Below are 21,186 nucleotides of genomic sequence, written 5' to 3'. Positions count from 1 at the left end.
TGAAATTATTTCTTTTATTTTTCAAGTTTAGCACTTTTTCTCGATTTTATTTGTTTTTAAGATATTTTATTTCAATTTGCGTTCTATTTTATCCACTATTAGAGACACTATTTGCCGGCCTTCACAGTATAGTTTTACCTATTCCGCGTTTGGCAATGCATAACCATAGTCAGGCATAGGGTGGCTAGTGAATCGGGGTAGGAGAAATGAGATGAAAAGCAATAGTGAACACACACAAGAAGCCAGTGATCAACTGATTAAACGCATTAGAGAATCTGTGATTGGCAGTGAACGTTATATTGATACGGGTTTTGGTAAAAAGCCGTTGGTTTATGCAGATTACACCGCTTCTGGGCGCAGTATTGGCTTTATTGAAGACTATATTCGCGAACATGTGTTGCCTTTTTATGCCAATTCTCACACCGAAACATCGTATACCGGTGCGCAAACAACCGCTTTACGTGAGCAAGCGCGCGAGATGATACGAGACGCGGTTAATGCCAGTGATGACGATGCAGTTATTCTATGTGGTTCTGGAGCCACAGCCGCTATTAACAAGCTCGTTGATATGCTTAATTTACGTCTGCCTGCAAACCTTAATGACCGCTATGAATTACTGGAACGTATTCCTCCCCATGAGCGCCCAGTCGTTTTATTAGGAGGATATGAGCACCACAGTAATGAGTTGCCATGGAGGGAGTCGATTGTTGATGTTGTCGTTATTCCGCTCACCGATATGGGGCATTTAGATATCAATTATCTTGAGCACACACTCGCTGAATATTCTGATCGCCCTTTAGTCATTGGGACGTTTTCTGCGGCGTCTAATGTTACAGGTATAAAAACCCATGTTAATCGTGTTAATGCGTTATTGAAACAGCAGGGTGCATTGGCTTTTTGGGATTATGCGGCAGCGGCTCCTTATGTTGGTATAGATATGAACCCGCAAATAACGAGCGGTAATGTTGAGCACTACGCAAAAGACGCAGTATTTATTTCCCCTCATAAATTAGTTGGTGGGCCAGGTACTCCGGGTGTACTCGTGGTGAAAAAATCGATATTAAGCAATCGCGTACCGGCAATGCCGGGTGGCGGCACGGTCGTTTATGTGACACCAGAAGATCATGTGTTCACGGATGATATAGAACGAAGAGAAGAGGGAGGGACGCCCGCTATTGTAGAGTCAATTAGGGCGGGGCTAGCTTTTTCGGTACAACAACAAGTGGGCACCGGCGAAATTGAACGAAGAGAAGCGCGCTTTGTGCGTCAGGCCATGGATGCATGGTCGCAATCACCCAATATTGATGTGTTGGGAAATCAAGAGGCTGACCGTTTAGCGATTGTTTCTTTTCGTATTAAGCACGCCGATAAATATTTACATTACGGTTTTATTGCTGCATTACTAAATGATGTGTTTGGTATTCAGGCGCGCGGTGGATGCTCTTGTGCAGGGCCTTATGGTCATAGCTTATTGGGTATGGATATGGCTTATAGTAAAGCCATAGAGCAAGAATTACTTGGTGGCAATATGCTATTAAGACCGGGTTGGGTGCGTGTTAATTTTAATTATTTTATTGATGAAGAGACATTTGATTATATCGTAAAGGCGATTCAGTTAGTGGCTGAACATGGTTGGCGTTTATTACCGGCTTACCACTTTGACCAAGGCAGTGGTGTTTGGCGTTATCAGGCGAAAAAGGTCGCGCTTGCGGCCAACCTCAATGATATTTTCGCTATTACTGCTGGGGATTTATTGCCTCAAGATAATACACACTATACGTCGGTAGCATTGGCGGACTTTTTAACGGCGGGTGAGCAGGTGTTACAGAAAAGCGACCCTTCAGAAAAACACTACCGTATTGATGTATCTAATGAGGTGGAAGCGCTACGTTGGTTTACCTTACCTCAAGATATTTCGCCTAACAAATTAACACACGGATCATAGTGGACGATTTATGATGGAATGGGCCTGGGTTACATCTGCACTTTCTATGACGTTACCTACAACGTTATCTTTTATCTTGCTCTTTATCGGGGTGTTAATTGGTTTGGTGTTGGGGCTCACTGGATCCGGTGGGTCTTTGCTGGCAGTACCCTTACTCGTGGTATTGCTACCTCTTGAGCTACCAGAAGCGATAGGTATTTCTCTTGCTGTGGTGGCTTTTAGTGCGATGGTTGGCGCGTTTCATCATTTTAAACATGGGCTGGTTATTTGGCCGCCTACCTTATTTTTTGCCGTATTTGGGAGTGCTTTTACTCCTTTGGGGTATCAGTTAGGCCAGTGGTTGCCTTCATTAATTATTACGCTTCTGTTTAGCGGATTAACACTCATTATTGCTGTCACGATGTGGAAAAAGTCATTGTCGCCGAGAAAAGCTGTATTAAGAGCGAACGCTTCTTCGGATAACAAGGATATTAATGATCGGGGGCATGGTGTTTTGTTTTCAGCCAAATCCATGTTGTCTGTCATTGTGGCAGCAGCGCTAACCGGTGTGCTTTCAGGCTTGTTAGGTGTTGGTGGTGGTTTTGTTATTGTACCTGCACTGACACTGTTGTTGGGAATGAGTATGCGTCACGCAGTCGCATCCTCTTTAGTGATTATTACGCTGGTAAGTAGTGTTGGTTTTTATCAATATTTATTGTTCACTCCTATCATCAATACGAATTTTATGGCTTTTTTAATGGCGGGTAGTGCGGTGGGAATGGGATTAGGTATTATTTTAAGTCGTCGTATGTCGAGTGAAAAATTACAGAAAATATTTTCGGTAATTATGGTGCTAATGGCAGCGGTAATGTTAGTTAAAAATGGCTAAATATCGATAGTTTTTTGCGCACGATAAACGATGGTTTATTGATTGTTAGTGTCCGTTTTTATGCGTGAAGTAAGAGAGAAGTAAGAGAGAAGTAAGAGAGAAATAAGAGAGAAAGTGGTTTATGTTAATTCGTCAGTTTTATGATCAAGACACATTTTCGTTTAGTTATTTAATCGCCGATATGCAGACGCAAGAAGCCCTGCTTATTGATCCGGTGAAAGACTGTTTGGCAATTTATTTACAGCAATTAAAGGAGCTGAATTTAACGCTGATTTATGCTTTGGATACTCATCTCCATGCCGATCATGTCACAGGAATGGGGGATTTAAGGCAGCATACACAATGCCAAACGCTGGTGAGTGAACAGTCCAACGTTGCCTGTGCGGATGGTCGGTTTTCTGACGATACGCGTATTTACTGTGGGAATATTATACTTCATGCTTTATATACGCCGGGCCACACTAACGATTCTTATAGTTTTTATATAGAAGCAGGTCAGTATGGTGATGTTTATTATCCACCTTATGTTTTTACAGGCGATACATTATTTATTCGAGGAACGGGTCGAACCGATTTTATGGGTGGCTCATCAGAAGCACTTTATCATAGTTTATTTGCCCGTCTGCTAACACTGCCAGAACAAACGATTGTTTTTCCTGGTCATGATTATAAGGGTATGAATCAATCGACGATTGGTGAAGAGAAAAAGCATAATCCACGCTTGCAGGTAAAAGATTGGCAGGCGTTAGACGACATTTTAAGCCAGTTAAATTTAGCGAACCCTAAAAAATTTACAGAGGCAATTAATGCAAATATGCAGTGTGGTGAAGTTAGTGATGGATAATTGATTAATATGAAGCCTCTGAACAAGATGCTAAAGCTATAGACGTCTTTAGTCGCATTGGCAGATGTCATCCACTTGCTCTTTATGAAAATCACTAAGTTGCTTGGCAGCATGTTCGCTAACTTTTTTATTCGCGCCATCTTTTACATGTTGGCCGATTTTTGAGGCGATAATAAGTTCTTTTTCAGTAGCACCGTATTCCCTTGCTTTAGCAATATGAAAGTCTAAGCAAGGCATGCAATTAGCCGTGATAGATGCTCCTATCGCAATCAATTCTTTGGTTTTACTATCCATAATATCCTCCAATATGTTCAATATATATTCGTTTTAAAAAGTATTCGTTATCTATATGCATGATTTAAAGATACGCTTCTAAAATTTGATAGCTATATCCTGCACTGATCGCCATCGTTAAGACGACGATTAAAAATACTATAATCATTTCTTTTTTAAACAGAGATTTAAGTAAAATTACCTCGGTCAGGCTTGCGCCAGCACTGCCAATAATAAACGCCATAATGATTCCCATCTCCATACCTTTTGCAACTAAGGCGGCGCTGATGGGGATCACCATAGAAGCTCTAATGTAAAGAGGGATGCCAATAATGGCGGCAATAGGAATTGCAAATGCAGAATATTTATTGGTTGTTTGAGAAATGAAATCGACAGGAACAGCACCATAAATAATAGAGCCTATCATTATGCTAACCATTAAATAGGGCAAGACAGAAACAAAATCGTTCCATGTGCTTAACCAAATTTTCCCCCATTGTTTAGCGGTGTTTAATGATTGTGAGCAGGTATTAGGTGTAAAAGAGTGGGTGCCTATTATAATATATCGTTCAAATCCTAGTTTTTCTAGAGTGTATCCAGTCACAATGGATACGCCCATCGCGAAAGTAAAATAAAATAGTGCAACAGGAAAACCAAATGTAACAGTCAGTAATCCGATCACGATAGGGTTAAGTAATGGGCTAGAAAATAAAAATACGATCACCGTGCCAAATCCCGCTTGTGCACGTAATAATCCTTTTAAAAAAGGAATTGTTGAGCAGGAGCAAAATGGGGTAATTGCTCCTAAGAATCCTGCAACTATATAGCCTTTGCCATTTTTACTACTTAATATATTTTTTATGCGAGTAGGTGGGATGTACTCCTGAAGTATGCCTACACAAAAGCTAATACCTAAATATAATACGGTTAACTCAATACTAAGAGTTATAAACATGTCGATAATATTTTGGATGATTTCATTACTTGTGAGCATTGTTGTTGTCCTTACTTAATTTCTAGAATGATCGAAATATAAAGATTGCCGCTATTGCTGTCAAGGTATTTCTGGTAATATCGAAATATATTTGAAAGAGAGGCATTTAATGGATATAGATATCGCAGCAAAAACACTAAAAGAACTGGGTCATTCCACACGGTTAAGTATTTTTAAGCGCTTAGTGAAGGCGGGGCGACAGGGGTTAGCGGTGGGAATGCTCCAACAGGAGCTTAATATTCCGGGATCTACACTGTCACATCATATTTCCAGTCTAGCCTCTGCTAACCTCATCATACAGAGGCGGGAAGGGAGGGTGTTATTTTGTGTGGCTAAATATGATTACTTCGATGAAGTGATTGAATTTCTACAAGCAGAATGTTGCCTAGACTAAAGCCCTTATTGATAAAGGTATAATTTTAAGTCGCCATTGTCAGATGTGGCGTCATATTTAAAAGGTGAATCGAGTGAATCAGTTTTAAGTATAGCTCTTCAGGAACATTTTTTATGTTGCTTTAGTCCGTTATTTTTTGGTAAAAATAAAGAACAAAGTCGCCTATATCGTGCAGTGTTTTTGTGTTGCTTAATCGTTGGTGGCCAGCAGCAGATATTCGATGGGCGTGTGGTGTCATATTCAGTAATTGAATAATGGTTTCGTGATTGGGGAGCTCAATGGGTATTTGTAATGATCGCTGCTCAATTTTTTTAAAGCGATGATCAAAGTAGTGTTGATGTTTTTCTGTCGAATAATCTCTGACCTCATCGTAAATAATTTTTCTGAGATTCTTTAGGTGGTTGTGATTAGGTGCTGCATAAAGAATATAACCGCCCGGTTTTAATAGTGTGTGGAAGGCATCGCACTCAATCGGTGAAAAGATACTGGTAATAACATCGGCACTGCTATTTAGCATAGGTGGACGATGACTGGATGCGACCGACCAATGAACAGTTTTATTGGTAGAGGCAGAATGAATGGCTGGCTTTGAAATATCAAAACCATAAACCTGTGCGTTAGAAAATTCTGCTTGTAGTTGCTCGGTATAATAGCCCTCACCACATCCTGCATCGACGATGGTGAGCGGTTGATTGAGCAAGTGATCTGCTAATAACTGAGTAATCGCATTGGCAAACGGTTGATAGTAACCGGCACGTAAAAACTCTCGCCGGCCATTAACCATCTCGATATTATCGCCCGGTGATAGTGAATTTTTATGGTGCGCTAATAATAAATTGATATAGCCTTTCTTGTGTTTATCAAAGCTGTGATTATTCTCGCAGGCTAAGCGTTTTCCATCATCATGTAATGTGTGCTCGCATACAGGGCAGCGATACAGTGTTGGTGTGGGCGTCATATCAATGCCTATGCTTATTCTCTTGTGGTTAAGCCCTGCGCCAATGACTGTTTATAGGCAGTAAAGGCGGGGACACAGGCCATTAATAAAGCAAGCCCTAACATGGCTCCACCATAAAATAAGCTGGTCATGTTGAAAGGGTTGTTGCTAATAAGCAGACCATATTGGTGTTGAATAAACGGCTGAGCGACGAGTAAACCTATCCATAGTAATAGTGTGCCGACCAGTAAACCGGCGAGTGCTAATAAAAAGACCTCTAACTGTATAAGACAAAACATAAACCACGGGGGCGCGCCAATCGCTCGCAGAACCGCTAGTTCTCGTTGCCGCTGCTGTAGTGTTGATAACATCATCGTTATCATACCCAACAGTGAAGCGACCACAACGAGTAGAGCAATAAAAGCGAGTGCTTTTTCGACATTGCCCATCATTTGCCATAGCTCGCTGAGTACAACACCGGGTAGTACTGCCATTAGTGCTTCGTCAGAATAATCATTAATGGCACGCTGTAGACGGAAAGTCATAATTTTATTATCAAGGCCGACCAAAAAAGCGGTGATGTTTTTTGGCGTTAAATCTTTTTCTAAGGCCTCTTCTGCGCTAATGCGTAAGCCGGATATAGGCGCACCATTCTGCCAATCAATATGTATGGCCTCCATTCCGGCCAGACTAATATGAATGCTTTGATCAACAGGCGTACCGGTAGGTTGTAATATGCCAACAACAGTAAACGGTTTATCGTCATGGTTGGTAAAACTGACTGCTGCAACGCCGTGAGACAAGACCATTTTTTGATTAAGTGTATACCCTAGTTTTTTGGCAACCTCTGCGCCAATTACGGCATCATATACGCCATTAAATGGTTGGCCCTGAGCAAAAGCCAGTGCTTGTTTTTTGCTATAACGATAGTAAGTGAAATAGTCGGGAGTGGTTGCAACCACACGATAACCTTTGTGGGAATCACCCAGAGATAAGGGAATCGTCCAGCGGATATTTTTATGGCGTTTAATGCGTTGGTAGCTATCCCAGCTAATATTATTACTGGCATTGCCGATGCGGAAAACGGAGTATAGCAATAAGTTGATGGAGCCAGAGCGGGCGCCCACAATGAGATCGGTATCGGATAGAGTATTGGTAAAACTTTGCTTTGTTTGTTGCTGAATATGGTGAATACTTAACATAATCATCATACCAATAGCGATAGAAAAAACGGTCAAGCTAGCGGTTGTTCGGCGATGTAATAAGCTTTGCCATGCGAGTTTAATCAACATGATTAATCTCCTCTAATGCGATGCTTTTGTCGAAATGTTTAGCGAGTTGTTGGTCATGGCTGACAAATAGAACGGTACTATTATTTTGTCGACTCTCTTGTAATAGTAATTCAATGAACTCATCGCGAGTATGAGTATCTAATGCCGAGGTGGGTTCGTCAGCAATAATGATAAGAGGGCGGTGATACAGTGCTCTTATCATTGCTACACGCTGCTGCTGGCCAGTACTCAGTTGATTGGCTTTTTGTTCTAATAAGTGCACGGGTAATTTGAGCCGTTCGCACAAGTCATGAATACGTGCGATGTCATAGTTAGCACCAGAAAACTGTTGACCTAGACGAATGTTATCGATGATAGATAAGTAAGGTACAAGATTGAACTGCTGAAATATAACCCCCATGTTCTGAGCTCGAAAACGGTCGCGCTGGCTGGTACTCAGTGTATGAATATCGGTGTCTAATAATGTGATATTACCTTCATTAGGCGTGAGGATTCCCCCCACTAGATTGAGTAAGGTTGATTTGCCAGAGCCCGAAGGGCCATGTAAAAAAATATTTTCACCTTGCTGGATATGCCATTGGGAAATCGCTAACACCGGGGAGGGGGATATTTTTTTGTTTTTCCAAAAAAAACGCAGTTGTTCTATTTTAATTGACAAAGCTTTAGTCATTCGTTTTACTTTAATGAGTTATTAGCGGTTATTTTTTTAGCCGATAGTGTTTAAGGAACCTATTATGCCTGTTGTTCATGCCGTTGTTGCTGGCTTTTGCGAGTTATCAACACACACATTATGTAAAAATGCGTTATCAAAAATATTAACGCTCGTACTAGCATGTTTATTCTTTTTGACTGCTCAGGCCTCTACAGTAACGGATGCGGCCACTATAGAGTGGGTAGACTTAATTCCACCTGAAGATCTTAAAATACTGACTAATCCACCAAAATCTATTACCGATATTCCTCATGGACAAGATTTCCCTGAACTCTCTTCTGAGTTCCCATCAGGGGATGAGCTAGATCAATTCAGCAACTCCATTACTGCAGCGATTGGTGATGCCGTTAATAATAGCGCCGAACCCCTTGCACCTGCAATTCCTTCGCCAGAGGAGCAGGCTTACGCAGCCGCATTGAAATCAACCAATGTGAATAAACAGTTTGATCAGCAAAATATTCGCTTACCCGGATTTGTGGTGCCTGTGGAGTATAACGATGATCAAGTGATTACGGAGTTTTTTCTCGTACCTTACTTTGGCGCTTGTATTCATGTGCCGCCACCACCGCCTAATCAAATTATCTACGTAAAGTATCCGCAGGGCTTACAGTTAACCGCGTTGTATGATCCTTTTTGGATTGAAGGCCAAATGAAAACAGAGCTAGTGGAAAATAATATAGCTCTGTCGGCCTATAGTATTGATGCTAGTAATATTAAGCCTTACGAAGAGTATCAGAATTAGTCACTCCATCCTCTAGGCTGCTCCTCTCTCCCAAGAACCTCTTCACCTACCGGATTAAAGTCCGGTATGACGGAGAGGTTTCATCAAGTCTATTAAAACGCTATGGCTACTTATTAAAACGCTAATGGCTACTTAAACGTTATAAGGTTATTTGCTGCAGTGGCGGTTTTAGTGGCTTGTTTTTCTTGGACTGTCCAATACACCTGAGCTTTCTCAATATTAGGGAAGTGTTCAAATCCGACAACCACTGCACCCGATAGGGTTGATACCTTCGTACAGGTTAAATCATAGTTGACATGAAAGTCACTGTGGGTTTTGCTGGCATGGTCTGCATGGTCTGCATGGTCTGCATGGTCTGCATGGTCTGCATGGTCTGCATGGTCTGCATGGTCTGCATGGTCTGCATGGTCTGCATGGTCTGCATGGTCTGCATGGTCTGCATGATCATCAGTAGTCTCGAAAGGGCTTTGAATCGAAACATTGTTAACGCTACAGCTTATATCGCCCTCTAAGTTAACAATGTTTCGATAGTCTTCTAGTTTGGCTAACGCATTCTTTATGATTTGTTTTTGTTGGTGCGTTTTTGGCTTATGTTCAAATCCTACAATATTGGCTGCAGGGGTTTCTAACTCAATCAGAACTTGTTGCTGATTAACAGCGATAAACAGTTCGGCTTCTCCATGTACGTGTTTGCCTGCTGCCCACGCAGTGCTTGCTGTGAATAGCGCTCCAGCCGCTATGCCGCGAACGGCCGTTTTAAGAAAATGGGTTGAATAAGCAAGTGATAAGGATTTCATAGTTGTAAGCTCTTTGTTTTTTGTAAATGTTATAATATTACATTTTTTCCAAAAGAAAAATCTCTCTTTACTTTTTCTAGACTTTTATCAAACGACTTATCTTTTTTGTTAGTGGTGTAAATGCGATCTAATGACCGTATTTTACTAATCGTTTCGTCGGCACACGCCATTAGGTATATGTGTATACTACCGCTAATAATGACAGTAACAATTATTGGTACTTTTACTGTTCAGTGTTGCATGGCGTGATGGAAGTTTTATTTCCATCGTTTTTTGAGGAGGGTATGAATAGGTGTCTCTTGCGAATACGATAAGTGCGCTTTACGCTGACTACGGTCAGCTTAAAGGCGTGACCATAGAGTGTCAAAAGGAGTTGGTGGCGATTGGCATTAAAAACCAAGCGGCCACGGCAGAAGTCTTTTTGCAAGGGGCACAAGTTACTCGCTATCAGCCTAATAATAGCTCACCGTTTTTGTTCCTAAGTGATGCTTGTGACTATCAGTCTGGCCAAGCACTACGGGGTGGTATCCCAATTTGTTGGCCGTGGTTTGGTCTGCTAGATAAAAACCCGTCGAGTGTTCGGCAATCTGTGGGGTTTTTGTCCGCTGAAGATTCTGGCTCTCTTCTCGCTAAGGGCTCTCTTCCTGCTCATGGTTTTGTCCGCGAGCGAGATTGGTCAGTGACGTCTATTCGCACACCGGCGGATAACTTAACAATTATCGAACTTTCCTACCATGTAACCGATGAACCTCTGTGGCCGTTTAATACATTGCTGAGTTATCGTATTGCTATAGGTAAAACCTTATCAGTTAGCCTACATGTGCATAATCAAAGTGATAAAGCATTGACCTATAGCGGTGCCTTACATAGCTATTTGTCGATCAATGATATCGCTCATACTCGTGTGAGTGGCTTAGATGGCTGTCATTATTATGATGCGCTTGAAAGCGACGATGAAAACAATTGGCTGTTTAAACAGCAGGAAGGTGATATTGTTTTTTCACAAGAAACGGATCGTGTTTATCAGACAACCGGAGGGGCTATTCAGGTTCGAGATGGTGATAATAGGGTCTTGGAGCTAACAAGTAGCGGAAGTAAAAGCGCAGTGGTATGGAACCCTTGGTTGGACAAAGCGCGCACATTATCACAGTTTACGACATCCGATTACACGCGCATGCTATGTATCGAAACAGCCAATGCCGTTGACGATGTGGTGACCTTAGCGCCCGATGCATCGCATCGTATTGAGCTTACTTTTTCAGCGCTCTAAAATTTCACGATTACTTCCAGAACGGTGCTTAACTAATAACACCTGTTGTTCTTACGCGTTTATTTCCTTTAACGGGCTTGGCCTTTAAGGCATCTTGTTTGCGCTTATTTCTATCATCTACCACGTTTTTAATGGCAATTAAAAAACCCGTCACTAAAAATGCGCCGGGCGGCAGTAGGGCGACTAAAAAGCCCGGATAGCTCGCACCAAAAATATCAAGTTTCCAGCTTCTTGCACTTTCTCCGAATAATAGCTGCATATCTGCAAACAAAGTCCCTGAGCCGAGAAGTTCACGTACGGCACCTAGTGCGAGTAGTACCAGCAGAAAACCTAAACCCATCATAAAGCCATCAACAGCGGAAGGTATTACCGTGTTTTTACAGGCAAAGGCGTCAGCGCGGCCAAGAATGGCACAGTTGGTGACGATCAGTGGAATAAAGATACCTAATATTTGATACAGCTCGTAAGTGTAGGCCTGCATTAATAGTTCGGTACAGGTGGTAAACGAGGCGATAACCATAACAAAAGCAGGGAGCTTGACGGCATCGCTGACAACATTGCGAATTAATGACACCACGATATTTGAGCCAATGAGTACGAGCATCGTCGCAAGCCCTAACCCTAATGCATTGACGACTGAGCCGCTAACCGCGAGTAATGGGCATAAGCCTAATAGTTGCACTAGCGCGGGGTTGTTTGACCACAAACCATTTTTTGTGATTTCTGGGTAATTCACGTCGCTGTTACTTGAAGCATCGGTGTTGCTGTCAACGTCACTGTCTGCTGTACCGTTAGCCGTTATATCATTCATGGTTTTATCATCATTTTTCAATAAAAAGGGTATCTTTGTTATCTTCCACGTAACTTAATACGCGTTGAATTTGGTTAACCACAGCGCGTGGCGTAATCGTAGCCCCGGTAAATTGATCAAACACACCGCCCTCTTTTTTCACGCCCCACTTTTCCGGTTTTGGCTGATTAAGCGACTTGCCGTTAAAACTTGTCACCCAGTCACTTTTTTTACGATCAATTTTATCGCCTAATCCCGGTGTTTCTTTATGGCTAAGTACGCGTACTCCGGCAATCGAACCATCGACATTAACGCCGGTAATTAATTTAATATCACCGCTATAACCATCGGGAGCGATAGCAGGAATAATGACTGCGACGACGATATTGTTTTTGCGGGCAACATAAATATTTTCGTCGGCCACTTTTCCTAAGTAAGGAATAGCCGTCTCGTCAATAGTAATAGTATCTAAGAGTAAATCGTTATCAAAGCGTGCTTGAGGGACAATTTCTAGTAGAGCCTTTTCGGCTGCGCGGCGTTCTTCTAAGGCGATGGTTTCTTTAGTGCCTTCATAAGTTGACGCCAATATGCCTGCAGTAATCAGTGCAAACAAAAATAATAAAAGGCTATTTTTACCAATAGACGCTGGCATTTTCATACGGTTAATTCTCTAGTCACGCTTTTTATTCGCTTGAGGTGGCTTTTTGTGGCCGTAGGTTCGAGGTACGGTGTAGTAATCAATAAACGGAGCAGCAAAGTTCATTAATAAAACAGCAAAAGCGACGGCATCGGGGTAATTACCCCACACACGAATAATGTAAATTAAAATGCCGATGCCGGCACCGTAAATAATGCGACCCTTGTTGCTCACGGCAGAACTCACCGGGTCGGTAATAATAAAAAACGCCCCCAACATAGTGCCGCCTGATAGCAAGTGAAGCAGAGGAGAGCCGCCACTGGTTGAGCTGCCATCGTTATAGAAAATCACCGACATAATAAAAAGAGCAGCCAACATACTAACGGGCGCATGCCAGGTGAAGATCTTTTTCTGTAGTAGTACTAAGCCACCGGCTAAAAATGCCAGATTAACCCATTCCCAACCTACACCGGCAAATACCGATTGGTTAAATAATGCGTGCTGTTCGTACACTTGTTCAACAAGCATACCGTTTTCATTCTTAAATAAATCCAGTGGCGTTGCGCCGCTATAAGCATCCACTGCACTGCTACTATAAAAAACAGCATTTAATGATTCTATTAGGCTAGGTAGCTGACCATCAGCCGATAGACTGACAGGATTTATCCAACGTGTCATTTCTACCGGAAAGGAAATCAGCAAAACCACATATCCCACCATGGCAGGGTTAAATGGGTTAAGGCCTAAACCACCATACAGTTGTTTGGCTAAAATAATGGAGGTAGCAGTACCTACAACCACTAGCCACCATGGGGCATAAGGCGGTAGCGCTAAACCAAGCAGTACGGCAGTCACGAGTGCGCTGTAGTCATTTAAATAGTGTTTAATGGGGCGATGGCGTAAGCGTAAAACAGCGGCTTCGCAAGCCACTGCCGTACTACCAGCGAGTAGTAAATTGATGAGCGTGCCCCAGCCAAAGAAATAACTGAGCGCAATAAACCCCGGCAGCGTAGCAAGAATAACCCACTGCATGACACTCTGTGTATTACGCTGGTGATGCGTATGGGGTGATGAAGGTAATGATGATGCGTTGATAAAACTCATTATGTTCTCGAATAATTGTCGTACTTTTTTGGCTTTCTATTATTAATCATTTTTAACGTAATATTTTCATCAAACATCCGCTTTAGCTTCAGCCAGTTTTTGTTCTAATTTTTCGACACCTGTTTTAAAGGCAGTAATATGTTCACTATTGTCTTTTTCTGCATCAGCGAGACGTTGTTTGGCTTTATCGAGACGCTGCTCTAGTGATGCAATGTTCTTTTTACGTTTTTCCTCTGGCGACAGCGCCGCCATTGCTGCGCTGTTGGCTTTAGCTTTTTCTATGGCTGAACTAGCAGCATCGGGTGCTGTTGTTGTATCTACTGCTTTTTTAGTGGGCTCTTCGGCGGCATCTTTTTCTTGTTTCTTTTTTGGCGTAATGTTTTTTTCTTGGTGGCTGACGAGTTGTTTCTGTGCATCGTCTAAGCGTAGCTCTGCCTGTTTAATTTGTGCGCGCAACTGATCCTTCTTTGCATCATCCTCAGCTTGTTCCAATTTACTATTGAGTTTGCCAATACGATCGCTTGCCGCACTAACCGCGCGTGTTAGCTTTGCTTCTTGTGCTGCAGGGTCGTTTGCTTGGGCTTTTACTTTTGCCATTGCTGCAGCGACAGGGTCTATTGCTGCATCGGGTTGTGCGCTTGAGTCTGAGTTATTTTCCTGCTGTGCCTTTTTCTCGGCTTGTAGGCGCTTAGCTTCAGCAGCGGCTTTTTTGCGCGCTTCGCGTTTGGCTATTTTTTCGGCTTCGGCTTTGGCCATGCGCTCTTTGCGGAACTCGAAGCGTTGACGGGCGTGATCAGCTTTGACCTTTTCTTGCTCAATTTGTTTGATCGCGCCTTTTGCCGAGCGATAATATTGCACCAAAGGAATATTGGATGGGCAGACGAAAGAACACGCGCCGCATTCAATACAGTCAAATAAATTATGATTTTGTGCGCGGTCGTAGTCTTCCGCTTTGGCATACCAGTAAAGCTGTTGAGGCAATAAGCTGGCAGGGCAGGCTTCAGCGCATATACCACAACGAATACATTCTTGTGCGTCAGGTTGTGGTGGTAGCTCTTGTATCGATGGCGCAATAATGCAATTGGTTGATTTAACCACGGGCACGTCAGCACTTTTTAATGCAAAGCCCATCATGGGGCCGCCCATAATCAACTTTTGATTGTTATCAGTCGCAAAACCTAATTGTTCAAGAATAAACGCAATGGGTGTACCTAAAAGGGTATATACATTGCGCTGGGTATTAAGTGCATTGCCTACAAATGTGGTGATACGTGAGGTGAGTGGCTCACCTTTAACAATTGCGCGATGCGCAGCAACGGCGGTTCCCACGTTTTGCATCACAATCCCTAGACTGGCAGGGATCGCACCGGCAGGGACTTCTTTGCCGGTGAGTAATTGAATGAGTTGTTTTTCTCCGCCCGACGGATATTTGGTTGGGAAGGTGAGTATCTTGATACGATCACAATCATTGCGCTGATCAAGAACGGCTCTAAACACGTTAATGGCATCAGGTTTGTTATCTTCAATACCTAGCAGAATCTGTTTAGGTTCACCGAGTATATGTGCAAGTAACAGAGCGCCATTAATTACCTCTTCGGCGTGATACAGCATTAAGCTATGGTCTGCCGTGATGTAGGGCTCACACTCTGTACCATTTAAAATTAAGGTATCTATCGTGTATTGATCTTGTGGCTGTAGTTTAATGGCCGTTGGAAAACCTGCGCCACCTAAACCGGTAATACCCGCATCGCGTATTTTTTGTATACAGGCTTGCGGAGTCAATTGTTTGTAATCGTTACAGGGCTCAAAATCAATCGCGTTATGGTTGCCGTCGGTAGTGATTTCTATGCACGGCCCACTCATACCTGAAGGGTGGGGTAGAGTATAGTCGCCAATGGCACTGATTGTTCCTGAACTGGGCGCATGTATTGCCGCACTAAAGCCGCCGGCGGCTTCAGCAATTTTTTGTCCGCGTAATACCTTATCACCCACGTTGACGATAGGTAGCGCTGGCGCTCCCATATGTTGATTGAGGGGTAAGCGCAATAGCGGTGGGATAGGGAGTTCCCCAATAGGTAATTGCATCGATTGGGTTTTGTTTTCAGGGGGATAAATACCTCCATGAAAATCTCCAATAGCTTCACCTACCCAACGATCATTGGCAATTAATTGGTTCATGCCGCATCCTCCTCGTGAATATCCGTATTGTGAGGTGTGCGGTCGGTGGCAATAAGGTTCGACATTTTATTGGGCGATGTCCATTTCCAATCTTGTAGGGTTTCTTCAACGGGTAGCATATCAATACAATCAACCGGGCAAGGTTCAACACACAGGTCACAACCAGTACATTCGTCAACAATCACGGTATGCATTTGTTTCGCTGCACCTAAAATGGCATCGACAGGGCACGCTTGAATACATTTGGTACAACCGATGCACTCGTCTTCTCGAATATAGGCAACGGTTTTAACCTCGGCTTCTTCGCCGTGTTCGGCATCGAGTGATGGTGCTTCGACACCCATCAGCTCAGCAATATTATCAATAGTGCTTTGACCACCGGGCGGGCATTTATTGATAGCCTCACCATTGGCGATCCCTTCAGCATAGGGGCGACAGCCAGGATGACCGCATTGGCCGCATTGGGTTTGTGGCAATAATGCATCGAGTTGTTCGACAATAGGATCGCCTTCAATCTTAAATTGCACCGCCGCAAAGCCCAAGATGCCACCAAAGATTAGGGCTAGGCCGCCGAGAGCAATAAGTGCAGAAAGAATGGGGTTGTTAACAATCAGTTCTATCATGTTGTCATTTTTACTTAATAAAAATTGTCTGAAAAAAAGTATTTATAGCTGTATTAGACCCGCAAAGCCCATAAAGGCAAGTGACATAAGCCCCGCCGTAATCATACCAATTGCTGCACCTTTAAAGGGTGTGGGTACGTCAGCAACGGCCAAACGTTCACGCATGGCAGAAAATAAAATCAATACTAATGAAAAACCAATCGCTGCTCCGAAACCATACATCGCAGACTGAAAAAAGTTATGTGCTTTGGTCGTGTTTAATAAGGCAACGCCAAGTACAGCACAGTTAGTGGTAATGAGGGGTAAGAAAACACCTAAAACACGATAAAGTAGTGGACTCGTTTTTTCGATAAACATTTTGGCAAATTGCACGACTACGGCAATCACTAAAATAAACGAGATCGTTTTTAAATACGTGAGTGATAGCGGCTCTAAAATATAACTATGTACAAGATAGCTACAAATAGATGCCAGCGTGAGTACAAACGTTGTTGCGCACGCCATGCCAATCGCGGTTTCTAGTTTGTTAGAAACGCCCATAAATGGGCACAGCCCTAAGAACTGTACTAAAACAAAATTATTTACGAGAATGGTGCTGACTAAAATAGTCGCCATTTCAATCATCATAATGTGTTGCTCTTTGCGTAAACGTTTGTTTAAACATTGTTACTTTTTGTTGATGTTACTTTTGTGTATAGATGCTGAATCAAGTTCAGCATGACGTGGAGTGTTGATCAATTTCGTAACCGTCTCACTTTCGTTACTATCTCATTGTCATACCGGGCTTGATCCGGTATCCATCTACATCACACGCATACCCGGTGTGGCGCCATCGTGTGGTTCTAATAAATAAATATCTTTTCCGCCGGGGCCTGCTGCGAGCACCATGCCTTCGGATACGCCAAACTTCATTTTTCTTGGAGCTAGATTAGCCACCATGATCGTCAATCTGCCTTCGAGGTCAGATGGCTGATATGCGCTTTTAATACCCGAAAAAACATTACGTGTTTCACCACCAATATCGAGAGTGAGTTGTAACAATTTATCGGCACCTTCAACGTGTTCAGCCTTAACAATTTTGGCAACGCGTAAATCCACTTTAGCAAAAGCGTTAAAATCAATTTCATCAGCGAGTGGTTCATCGAGTTGCTCGCTATCATCTTCTACGGCGCTCACAGAAACTTTTGTTGTGTCAGTATTTTTTGCTTGAGCAGCCACGTTGGCTTCTACCATGGCATCTACTTGCGCTTGCTCGACACGTCGCATCAGTGGTTTGAAGGCTTCGATGTTTTGTGCGCCGGCAAAGGTTAGTGCGTTTTCCCAATGGAGTTCTGTGTTCAAAAAAGCGGCGGCTTGTTTACTTAGCTCAGGAAGTACAGGGGCAAGATAAGTGATAATGACGCGGAACATGTTAATGCCTAATGTACACACGTCTAGCACTTCTTGCTCTTTGCCCTCTTCTTTTGCCAATGCCCACGGAGCTTTTGCAGCAATATATTCGTTGGCTGCGTCTGCGAGGTTCATTATTTCGCGCATGGCTTTAGCAAATTCACGGGCTTCATAAAGTTCGGCGATCGTACTATTAGCGGCAACAAAAGTTTTCCATAACTCAGGGTCTTCTATATTTGCCGATAAAGTGCCACCGCTTTTTTGTACAAACTTAGCGGTACGACTGGCAATATTGACCACCTTGCCGACAAGGTCGGAATTAACACGCTGGATAAAGTCATCAAGGTTTAAATCTAGGTCGTCTACACCGCTAGTGAGTTTAGCGGCAAAGTAGTAGCGCAGGTATTCAGGTTGTAAGTGATCTAAATAACTGCGGGCATTGATAAATGTGCCGCGTGACTTCGACATCTTTTTACCATTAACCGTTAAAAAACCATGGACATTCACGGCTGTTGGTGTACGAAATTTTGCTGAATGCAGCATGGCTGGCCAAAAAAGCGCGTGAAAGTTCACAATATCTTTTCCGATAAAGTGATATAACTCAGTGCCATTATTTAAACGGCTATCGCCACTGCCATCATCAACCCAATAGTCTTCCCAGTTTTCGCCGGTACGATCACAGAGGTTTTTAAAACTCGCAATATAACCGATAGGGGCATCAAGCCAAACGTAAAAGTATTTGCCGGGTTGGTTGGGAATCTCAAAACCGAAGTAGGGTGCATCGCGAGAAATATCCCACTCTTGTAAACCGCTATCGAGCCATTCTGATAATTTATTGGCCATTTCATCTTGTAGGTGTCCGCCACGCGTCCAGCTTTTTAAGAATTCGGTGAACTCAGGCAATTTAAAAAAGAAATGTTCCGATTCTTTCTCAATAGGCGTTGCACCCGAAATAGCCGATACAGGATTTAATAAATCTGTCGGTGAGTAAGTTGCACCGCAGACCTCGCAGTTATCACCGTACTGATCATCCGCGTTACACTTAGGGCAAGTCCCTTTGATGTAGCGGTCAGCGAGGAATAATTCTTTCTCGGGATCATAGGCTTGGGTTATTTTGCGCGAGGCAATGTGTCCGTTGTCCACCAGACGGTTATAGATAAGTTCGGAAAATGTTTTATTTTCTTCTGAGTGTGTTGAGTGAAAATTATCAAACTCAACAAAAAAGTCTGCAAAGTCTTTTTCGTGCTCAGCTTTCACATTGGCGATTTGCGCTTCTGGGGTAATACCATTTTGTTCTGCTTTGAGCATGATGGCAGTGCCGTGTGCATCATCGGCACAGACGTAGGTACATTGATGACCACGCATTTTTTGAAAACGCACCCAAATATCGGTTTGAATGTATTCTACTAAATGCCCAAGATGAATAGAGCCATTGGCATAGGGTAAAGCACTGGTTACTAATATCTTGCGCGTTGGCTGAGATGCTGCCATGAAAAGTTTGCCTTAAATGTTATCGAGTCGAAGGGTTGTAGACGAAAACGGCGAATTATAGCAGCTAATACGCTACTAAGCAGTGCTGAGTGCTTGATTTAAGGTAGATTTTATGGGAATTTCCTTATTCCTTTTTTGATGCTGATAGTCGTGCCTTGATCCTGTCAGTATACTCTTAGCTATCCTTCTTTTTTCACGTCTCACGGACACTGTTTATGTCAGATTTTATTCATACCACGCTTATTCCTCTCTTAGATCAAATACTCGATCCAATAACCCAGAAATCATTACTGGCGATAGATGCAGTGAGTAATATGCAATATCAGGATCGCACCGTTAGTTTATCCCTGACATTAGGTTATCCTGGCAGTGAGGTACAAAAAACGGTGAGTGAAACGCTGTGGTCAACACTGAGTGCATTGCCTGATGTCGATGCGGTCAATATCGATGCAGGTTGGTCGGCTGCAAAGCATGTGAATGTGCCCGATCAGCCATTGTTAAACGGTGTTGCCAATATCATTGCGGTAGCATCCGGTAAGGGAGGGGTGGGAAAGTCAACGACGACAGTGAACCTTGCGCTTGCATTGGCTAAATTAGGGGCAAAAGTCGGTGTTCTTGACGCCGATATTTATGGGCCAAGCCAGGCGATGATGCTGGGTGTCGGCGCTAAGCGCCCGGCGGTGCGTGAACAAAAATATATGCTGCCCCACGAGAGTTATGGCGTAAAGTCGATGTCGATGGGTTATTTGGTCAATGAGCAAACCCCCATGGTATGGCGCGGGCCAATGGCGACCGGTGCATTACAGCAGTTGATCTTTCAAACCGACTGGCAAGATCTTGATTACCTGTTAATTGATATGCCACCGGGTACGGGCGATATTCAACTCACATTGTCACAAAAGGTACCGGTAAGTGGCGCGGTGGTTGTTACGACACCGCAGGATATTGCGTTACTAGACGCGAAAAAAGCCATAGAAATGTTTAATAAAGTGAGTGTGCCTATTTTGGGTATAGTAGAAAATATGGCGGTGCATCAGTGTAGCCAGTGTGGTCATACAGAGCACATTTTTGGTGAAGGCGGCGGTGAGCGTATAGCGCAAGATTACGACACGGCGTTACTCGGTGCTTTACCACTGGACTTGTCAATTCGGCAAGACGCCGATAGCGGTAAGCCAAGCGTGGTTGCTAACCCCGATAGTGGTATTACACGTACCTATGAAAACATCGCCCAACGAGTAGCCGCTGAATTATGGATTCAACAAAAAGCGGATGATGCGCCGTTGATCACTACCAGTGACGATTAACCGTTGATATTTCTGTTAAAGATAATGGCGAGAATGGATTTTTAAATATTTCAGGTTGCAACTATTTATAGTTGCATGTATTGTTGAAAGCTAGGGAGGCGAGTAATGACTAAAGCAAGGAAGCTGTTGGAGAAGTTTAGACCGACTAAAGAGCGACTAAAGGCCAAGTTAAGTGGGTAGAGCTAACAACGTTATTTAGGCATTAAATCAAACAGATATTGGATGACGAGGGATTTATATGAGCCTCATTAAATATAAAGGATATTTAGGTACTGTAGAGTACAGCCAAGAAGATCAGTGTCTTTATGGCAAAGTCGCCTATATTCGTGACTTAGTGAATTATGAAGCCGAAAGTGCCACAGGATTAGAGGCAGCCTTTCAAGAGGCGGTCGATAGTTATCTCGATGAGTGTGAAAAATTGGGTAAAGCACCAAATATTCCCTTTAAAGGCTCGTTTAATGTGCGCACCGGCCCAGACCTACATCGAGCGGCGGTTGTTCATGCTAAAGAACAAAGCCTTAATGCATTTGTTTGCGAGGCCATTAAAGAAAAAATAGAGCGTAGCCAGCGCGAATAATCTATATCGCACAAGGCGCTTGCCT

At 43.1% G+C, this 21,186-nt stretch carries 21 protein-coding genes; 8 read left to right on the top strand and 13 right to left on the bottom strand.

Translation table 11 applies throughout. From position 1 onward, the window contains the following. Nucleotides 1-211 precede the first annotated feature (211 nt). The 3 genes from ACZ5O6_RS07420 (at nucleotide 212) to ACZ5O6_RS07410 (ending at nucleotide 3,657) form a co-directional block, all read left to right on the top strand. Entirely contained in the window at nucleotides 212-1,945 is a 1,734-nt protein-coding gene (locus ACZ5O6_RS07420) for an aminotransferase class V-fold PLP-dependent enzyme (protein WP_447092355.1), read from the top strand. Between the two features lie 10 nt (nucleotides 1,946-1,955). Further along, nucleotides 1,956-2,813, top strand: coding sequence for a sulfite exporter TauE/SafE family protein (locus ACZ5O6_RS07415; protein WP_447092356.1), 858 nt, complete (start codon nucleotides 1,956-1,958; stop codon nucleotides 2,811-2,813). A 121-nt stretch (nucleotides 2,814-2,934) separates the two neighbouring features. Next, the gene (locus ACZ5O6_RS07410; protein WP_447092357.1) at nucleotides 2,935-3,657 is read left to right on the top strand and encodes an MBL fold metallo-hydrolase; all 723 of its coding nucleotides are present in this window, start codon (nucleotides 2,935-2,937) and stop codon (nucleotides 3,655-3,657) included. Nucleotides 3,658-3,705: 48 nt separating this feature from the next. Here the strand turns inward: ACZ5O6_RS07410 and ACZ5O6_RS07405 are convergent, their stop codons facing one another. Then, entirely contained in the window at nucleotides 3,706-3,951 is a 246-nt protein-coding gene (locus ACZ5O6_RS07405) for a carboxymuconolactone decarboxylase family protein (protein WP_447092358.1), read from the bottom strand. 64 nt (nucleotides 3,952-4,015) lie between these two features. After that, on the bottom strand, nucleotides 4,016-4,924 hold the full coding sequence (locus tag ACZ5O6_RS07400; RefSeq protein ID WP_447092359.1) for a permease: 909 nt from the start codon (nucleotides 4,922-4,924) through the stop codon (nucleotides 4,016-4,018). Between the two features lie 109 nt (nucleotides 4,925-5,033). On the opposite strand from ACZ5O6_RS07400, the gene ACZ5O6_RS07395 reads away from it, so the two are divergent. After that, entirely contained in the window at nucleotides 5,034-5,318 is a 285-nt protein-coding gene (locus ACZ5O6_RS07395) for an ArsR/SmtB family transcription factor (RefSeq protein WP_447092360.1), read from the top strand. Nucleotides 5,319-5,439: 121 nt separating this feature from the next. Here ACZ5O6_RS07395 and ACZ5O6_RS07390 read toward each other — a convergent pair whose 3' ends face one another. The 3 genes from ACZ5O6_RS07390 to ACZ5O6_RS07380 are packed head-to-tail and all read right to left on the bottom strand — an operon-like array spanning nucleotide 5,440 to nucleotide 8,217. Further along, nucleotides 5,440-6,276, bottom strand: a complete 837-nt coding sequence (locus tag ACZ5O6_RS07390; RefSeq protein ID WP_447092361.1) for a putative RNA methyltransferase — start codon at nucleotides 6,274-6,276, stop codon at nucleotides 5,440-5,442. A 14-nt stretch (nucleotides 6,277-6,290) separates the two neighbouring features. Further along, nucleotides 6,291-7,547 carry an ABC transporter permease gene (locus ACZ5O6_RS07385; RefSeq protein WP_447092362.1) on the bottom strand — a complete coding sequence of 419 codons (1,257 nt, stop codon included), beginning with the start codon at nucleotides 7,545-7,547 and terminating at the stop codon, nucleotides 6,291-6,293. Further along, nucleotides 7,537-8,217 carry an ABC transporter ATP-binding protein gene (locus ACZ5O6_RS07380; RefSeq protein WP_447092363.1) on the bottom strand — a complete coding sequence of 227 codons (681 nt, stop codon included), beginning with the start codon at nucleotides 8,215-8,217 and terminating at the stop codon, nucleotides 7,537-7,539. Before ACZ5O6_RS07380 ends, ACZ5O6_RS07385 begins: the two co-directional genes overlap by 11 nt. A gap of 64 nt (nucleotides 8,218-8,281) precedes the next feature. Between ACZ5O6_RS07380 and ACZ5O6_RS07375 the strand changes: the two genes are divergently transcribed. After that, nucleotides 8,282-9,001: a DUF3299 domain-containing protein gene (locus ACZ5O6_RS07375; RefSeq protein ID WP_447092364.1), complete on the top strand. Its 720-nt coding sequence runs from the start codon at nucleotides 8,282-8,284 to the stop codon at nucleotides 8,999-9,001. A gap of 128 nt (nucleotides 9,002-9,129) precedes the next feature. Here ACZ5O6_RS07375 and ACZ5O6_RS07370 read toward each other — a convergent pair whose 3' ends face one another. Continuing rightward, the gene (locus ACZ5O6_RS07370) at nucleotides 9,130-9,798 is read right to left on the bottom strand and encodes a ZrgA family zinc uptake protein (protein WP_464283492.1); all 669 of its coding nucleotides are present in this window, start codon (nucleotides 9,796-9,798) and stop codon (nucleotides 9,130-9,132) included. Nucleotides 9,799-10,090: 292 nt separating this feature from the next. Here ACZ5O6_RS07370 and ACZ5O6_RS07365 point away from each other — a divergent pair, with 292 nt between their 5' ends. Next, nucleotides 10,091-11,068 carry a D-hexose-6-phosphate mutarotase gene (locus ACZ5O6_RS07365; RefSeq protein ID WP_447092369.1) on the top strand — a complete coding sequence of 326 codons (978 nt, stop codon included), beginning with the start codon at nucleotides 10,091-10,093 and terminating at the stop codon, nucleotides 11,066-11,068. Between the two features lie 28 nt (nucleotides 11,069-11,096). Here the strand turns inward: ACZ5O6_RS07365 and ACZ5O6_RS07360 are convergent, their stop codons facing one another. From ACZ5O6_RS07360 to metG, 7 genes are all read right to left on the bottom strand, one after another. Continuing rightward, on the bottom strand, nucleotides 11,097-11,879 hold the full coding sequence (locus tag ACZ5O6_RS07360) for an electron transport complex subunit E (RefSeq protein WP_447092370.1): 783 nt from the start codon (nucleotides 11,877-11,879) through the stop codon (nucleotides 11,097-11,099). 10 nt (nucleotides 11,880-11,889) lie between these two features. Then, a complete protein-coding gene (gene rsxG, locus ACZ5O6_RS07355) occupies nucleotides 11,890-12,516 on the bottom strand; it encodes an electron transport complex subunit RsxG (protein WP_447092371.1) in 627 nt (208 codons plus the stop codon). Between the two features lie 12 nt (nucleotides 12,517-12,528). Continuing rightward, nucleotides 12,529-13,599 (bottom strand): electron transport complex subunit RsxD, encoded by a 1,071-nt coding sequence (gene rsxD, locus ACZ5O6_RS07350; RefSeq protein ID WP_447092372.1) that lies wholly within the window; start codon nucleotides 13,597-13,599, stop codon nucleotides 12,529-12,531. Nucleotides 13,600-13,668: 69 nt separating this feature from the next. Beyond that, complete coding sequence (rsxC, locus tag ACZ5O6_RS07345; RefSeq protein ID WP_447092373.1) at nucleotides 13,669-15,777, bottom strand: electron transport complex subunit RsxC; 2,109 nt, start codon at nucleotides 15,775-15,777, stop codon at nucleotides 13,669-13,671. Further along, the gene (gene rsxB, locus ACZ5O6_RS07340; RefSeq protein WP_447092374.1) at nucleotides 15,774-16,400 is read right to left on the bottom strand and encodes an electron transport complex subunit RsxB; all 627 of its coding nucleotides are present in this window, start codon (nucleotides 16,398-16,400) and stop codon (nucleotides 15,774-15,776) included. Before rsxB ends, rsxC begins: the two co-directional genes overlap by 4 nt. 42 nt (nucleotides 16,401-16,442) lie before the next feature. Next, nucleotides 16,443-17,024 (bottom strand): electron transport complex subunit RsxA, encoded by a 582-nt coding sequence (rsxA, locus tag ACZ5O6_RS07335; protein WP_447092411.1) that lies wholly within the window; start codon nucleotides 17,022-17,024, stop codon nucleotides 16,443-16,445. Between the two features lie 177 nt (nucleotides 17,025-17,201). Further along, a complete protein-coding gene (gene metG / locus ACZ5O6_RS07330) occupies nucleotides 17,202-19,280 on the bottom strand; it encodes a methionine--tRNA ligase (RefSeq protein ID WP_447092375.1) in 2,079 nt (692 codons plus the stop codon). Between the two features lie 215 nt (nucleotides 19,281-19,495). Between metG and apbC the strand changes: the two genes are divergently transcribed. Together apbC and ACZ5O6_RS07320 are read left to right on the top strand one after the other, a co-directional pair. Continuing rightward, entirely contained in the window at nucleotides 19,496-20,584 is a 1,089-nt protein-coding gene (apbC, locus tag ACZ5O6_RS07325) for an iron-sulfur cluster carrier protein ApbC (protein WP_447092376.1), read from the top strand. Between the two features lie 238 nt (nucleotides 20,585-20,822). After that, entirely contained in the window at nucleotides 20,823-21,161 is a 339-nt protein-coding gene (locus ACZ5O6_RS07320; RefSeq protein WP_447092377.1) for a type II toxin-antitoxin system HicB family antitoxin, read from the top strand. The last annotated feature ends 25 nt before the right edge of the window (nucleotides 21,162-21,186 follow it).

Source organism: Eionea flava, from assembly GCF_055393785.1.
Note: the sequence above shows the minus strand (reverse complement) of the source record. Positions and strands in the feature narration are given on the sequence as shown.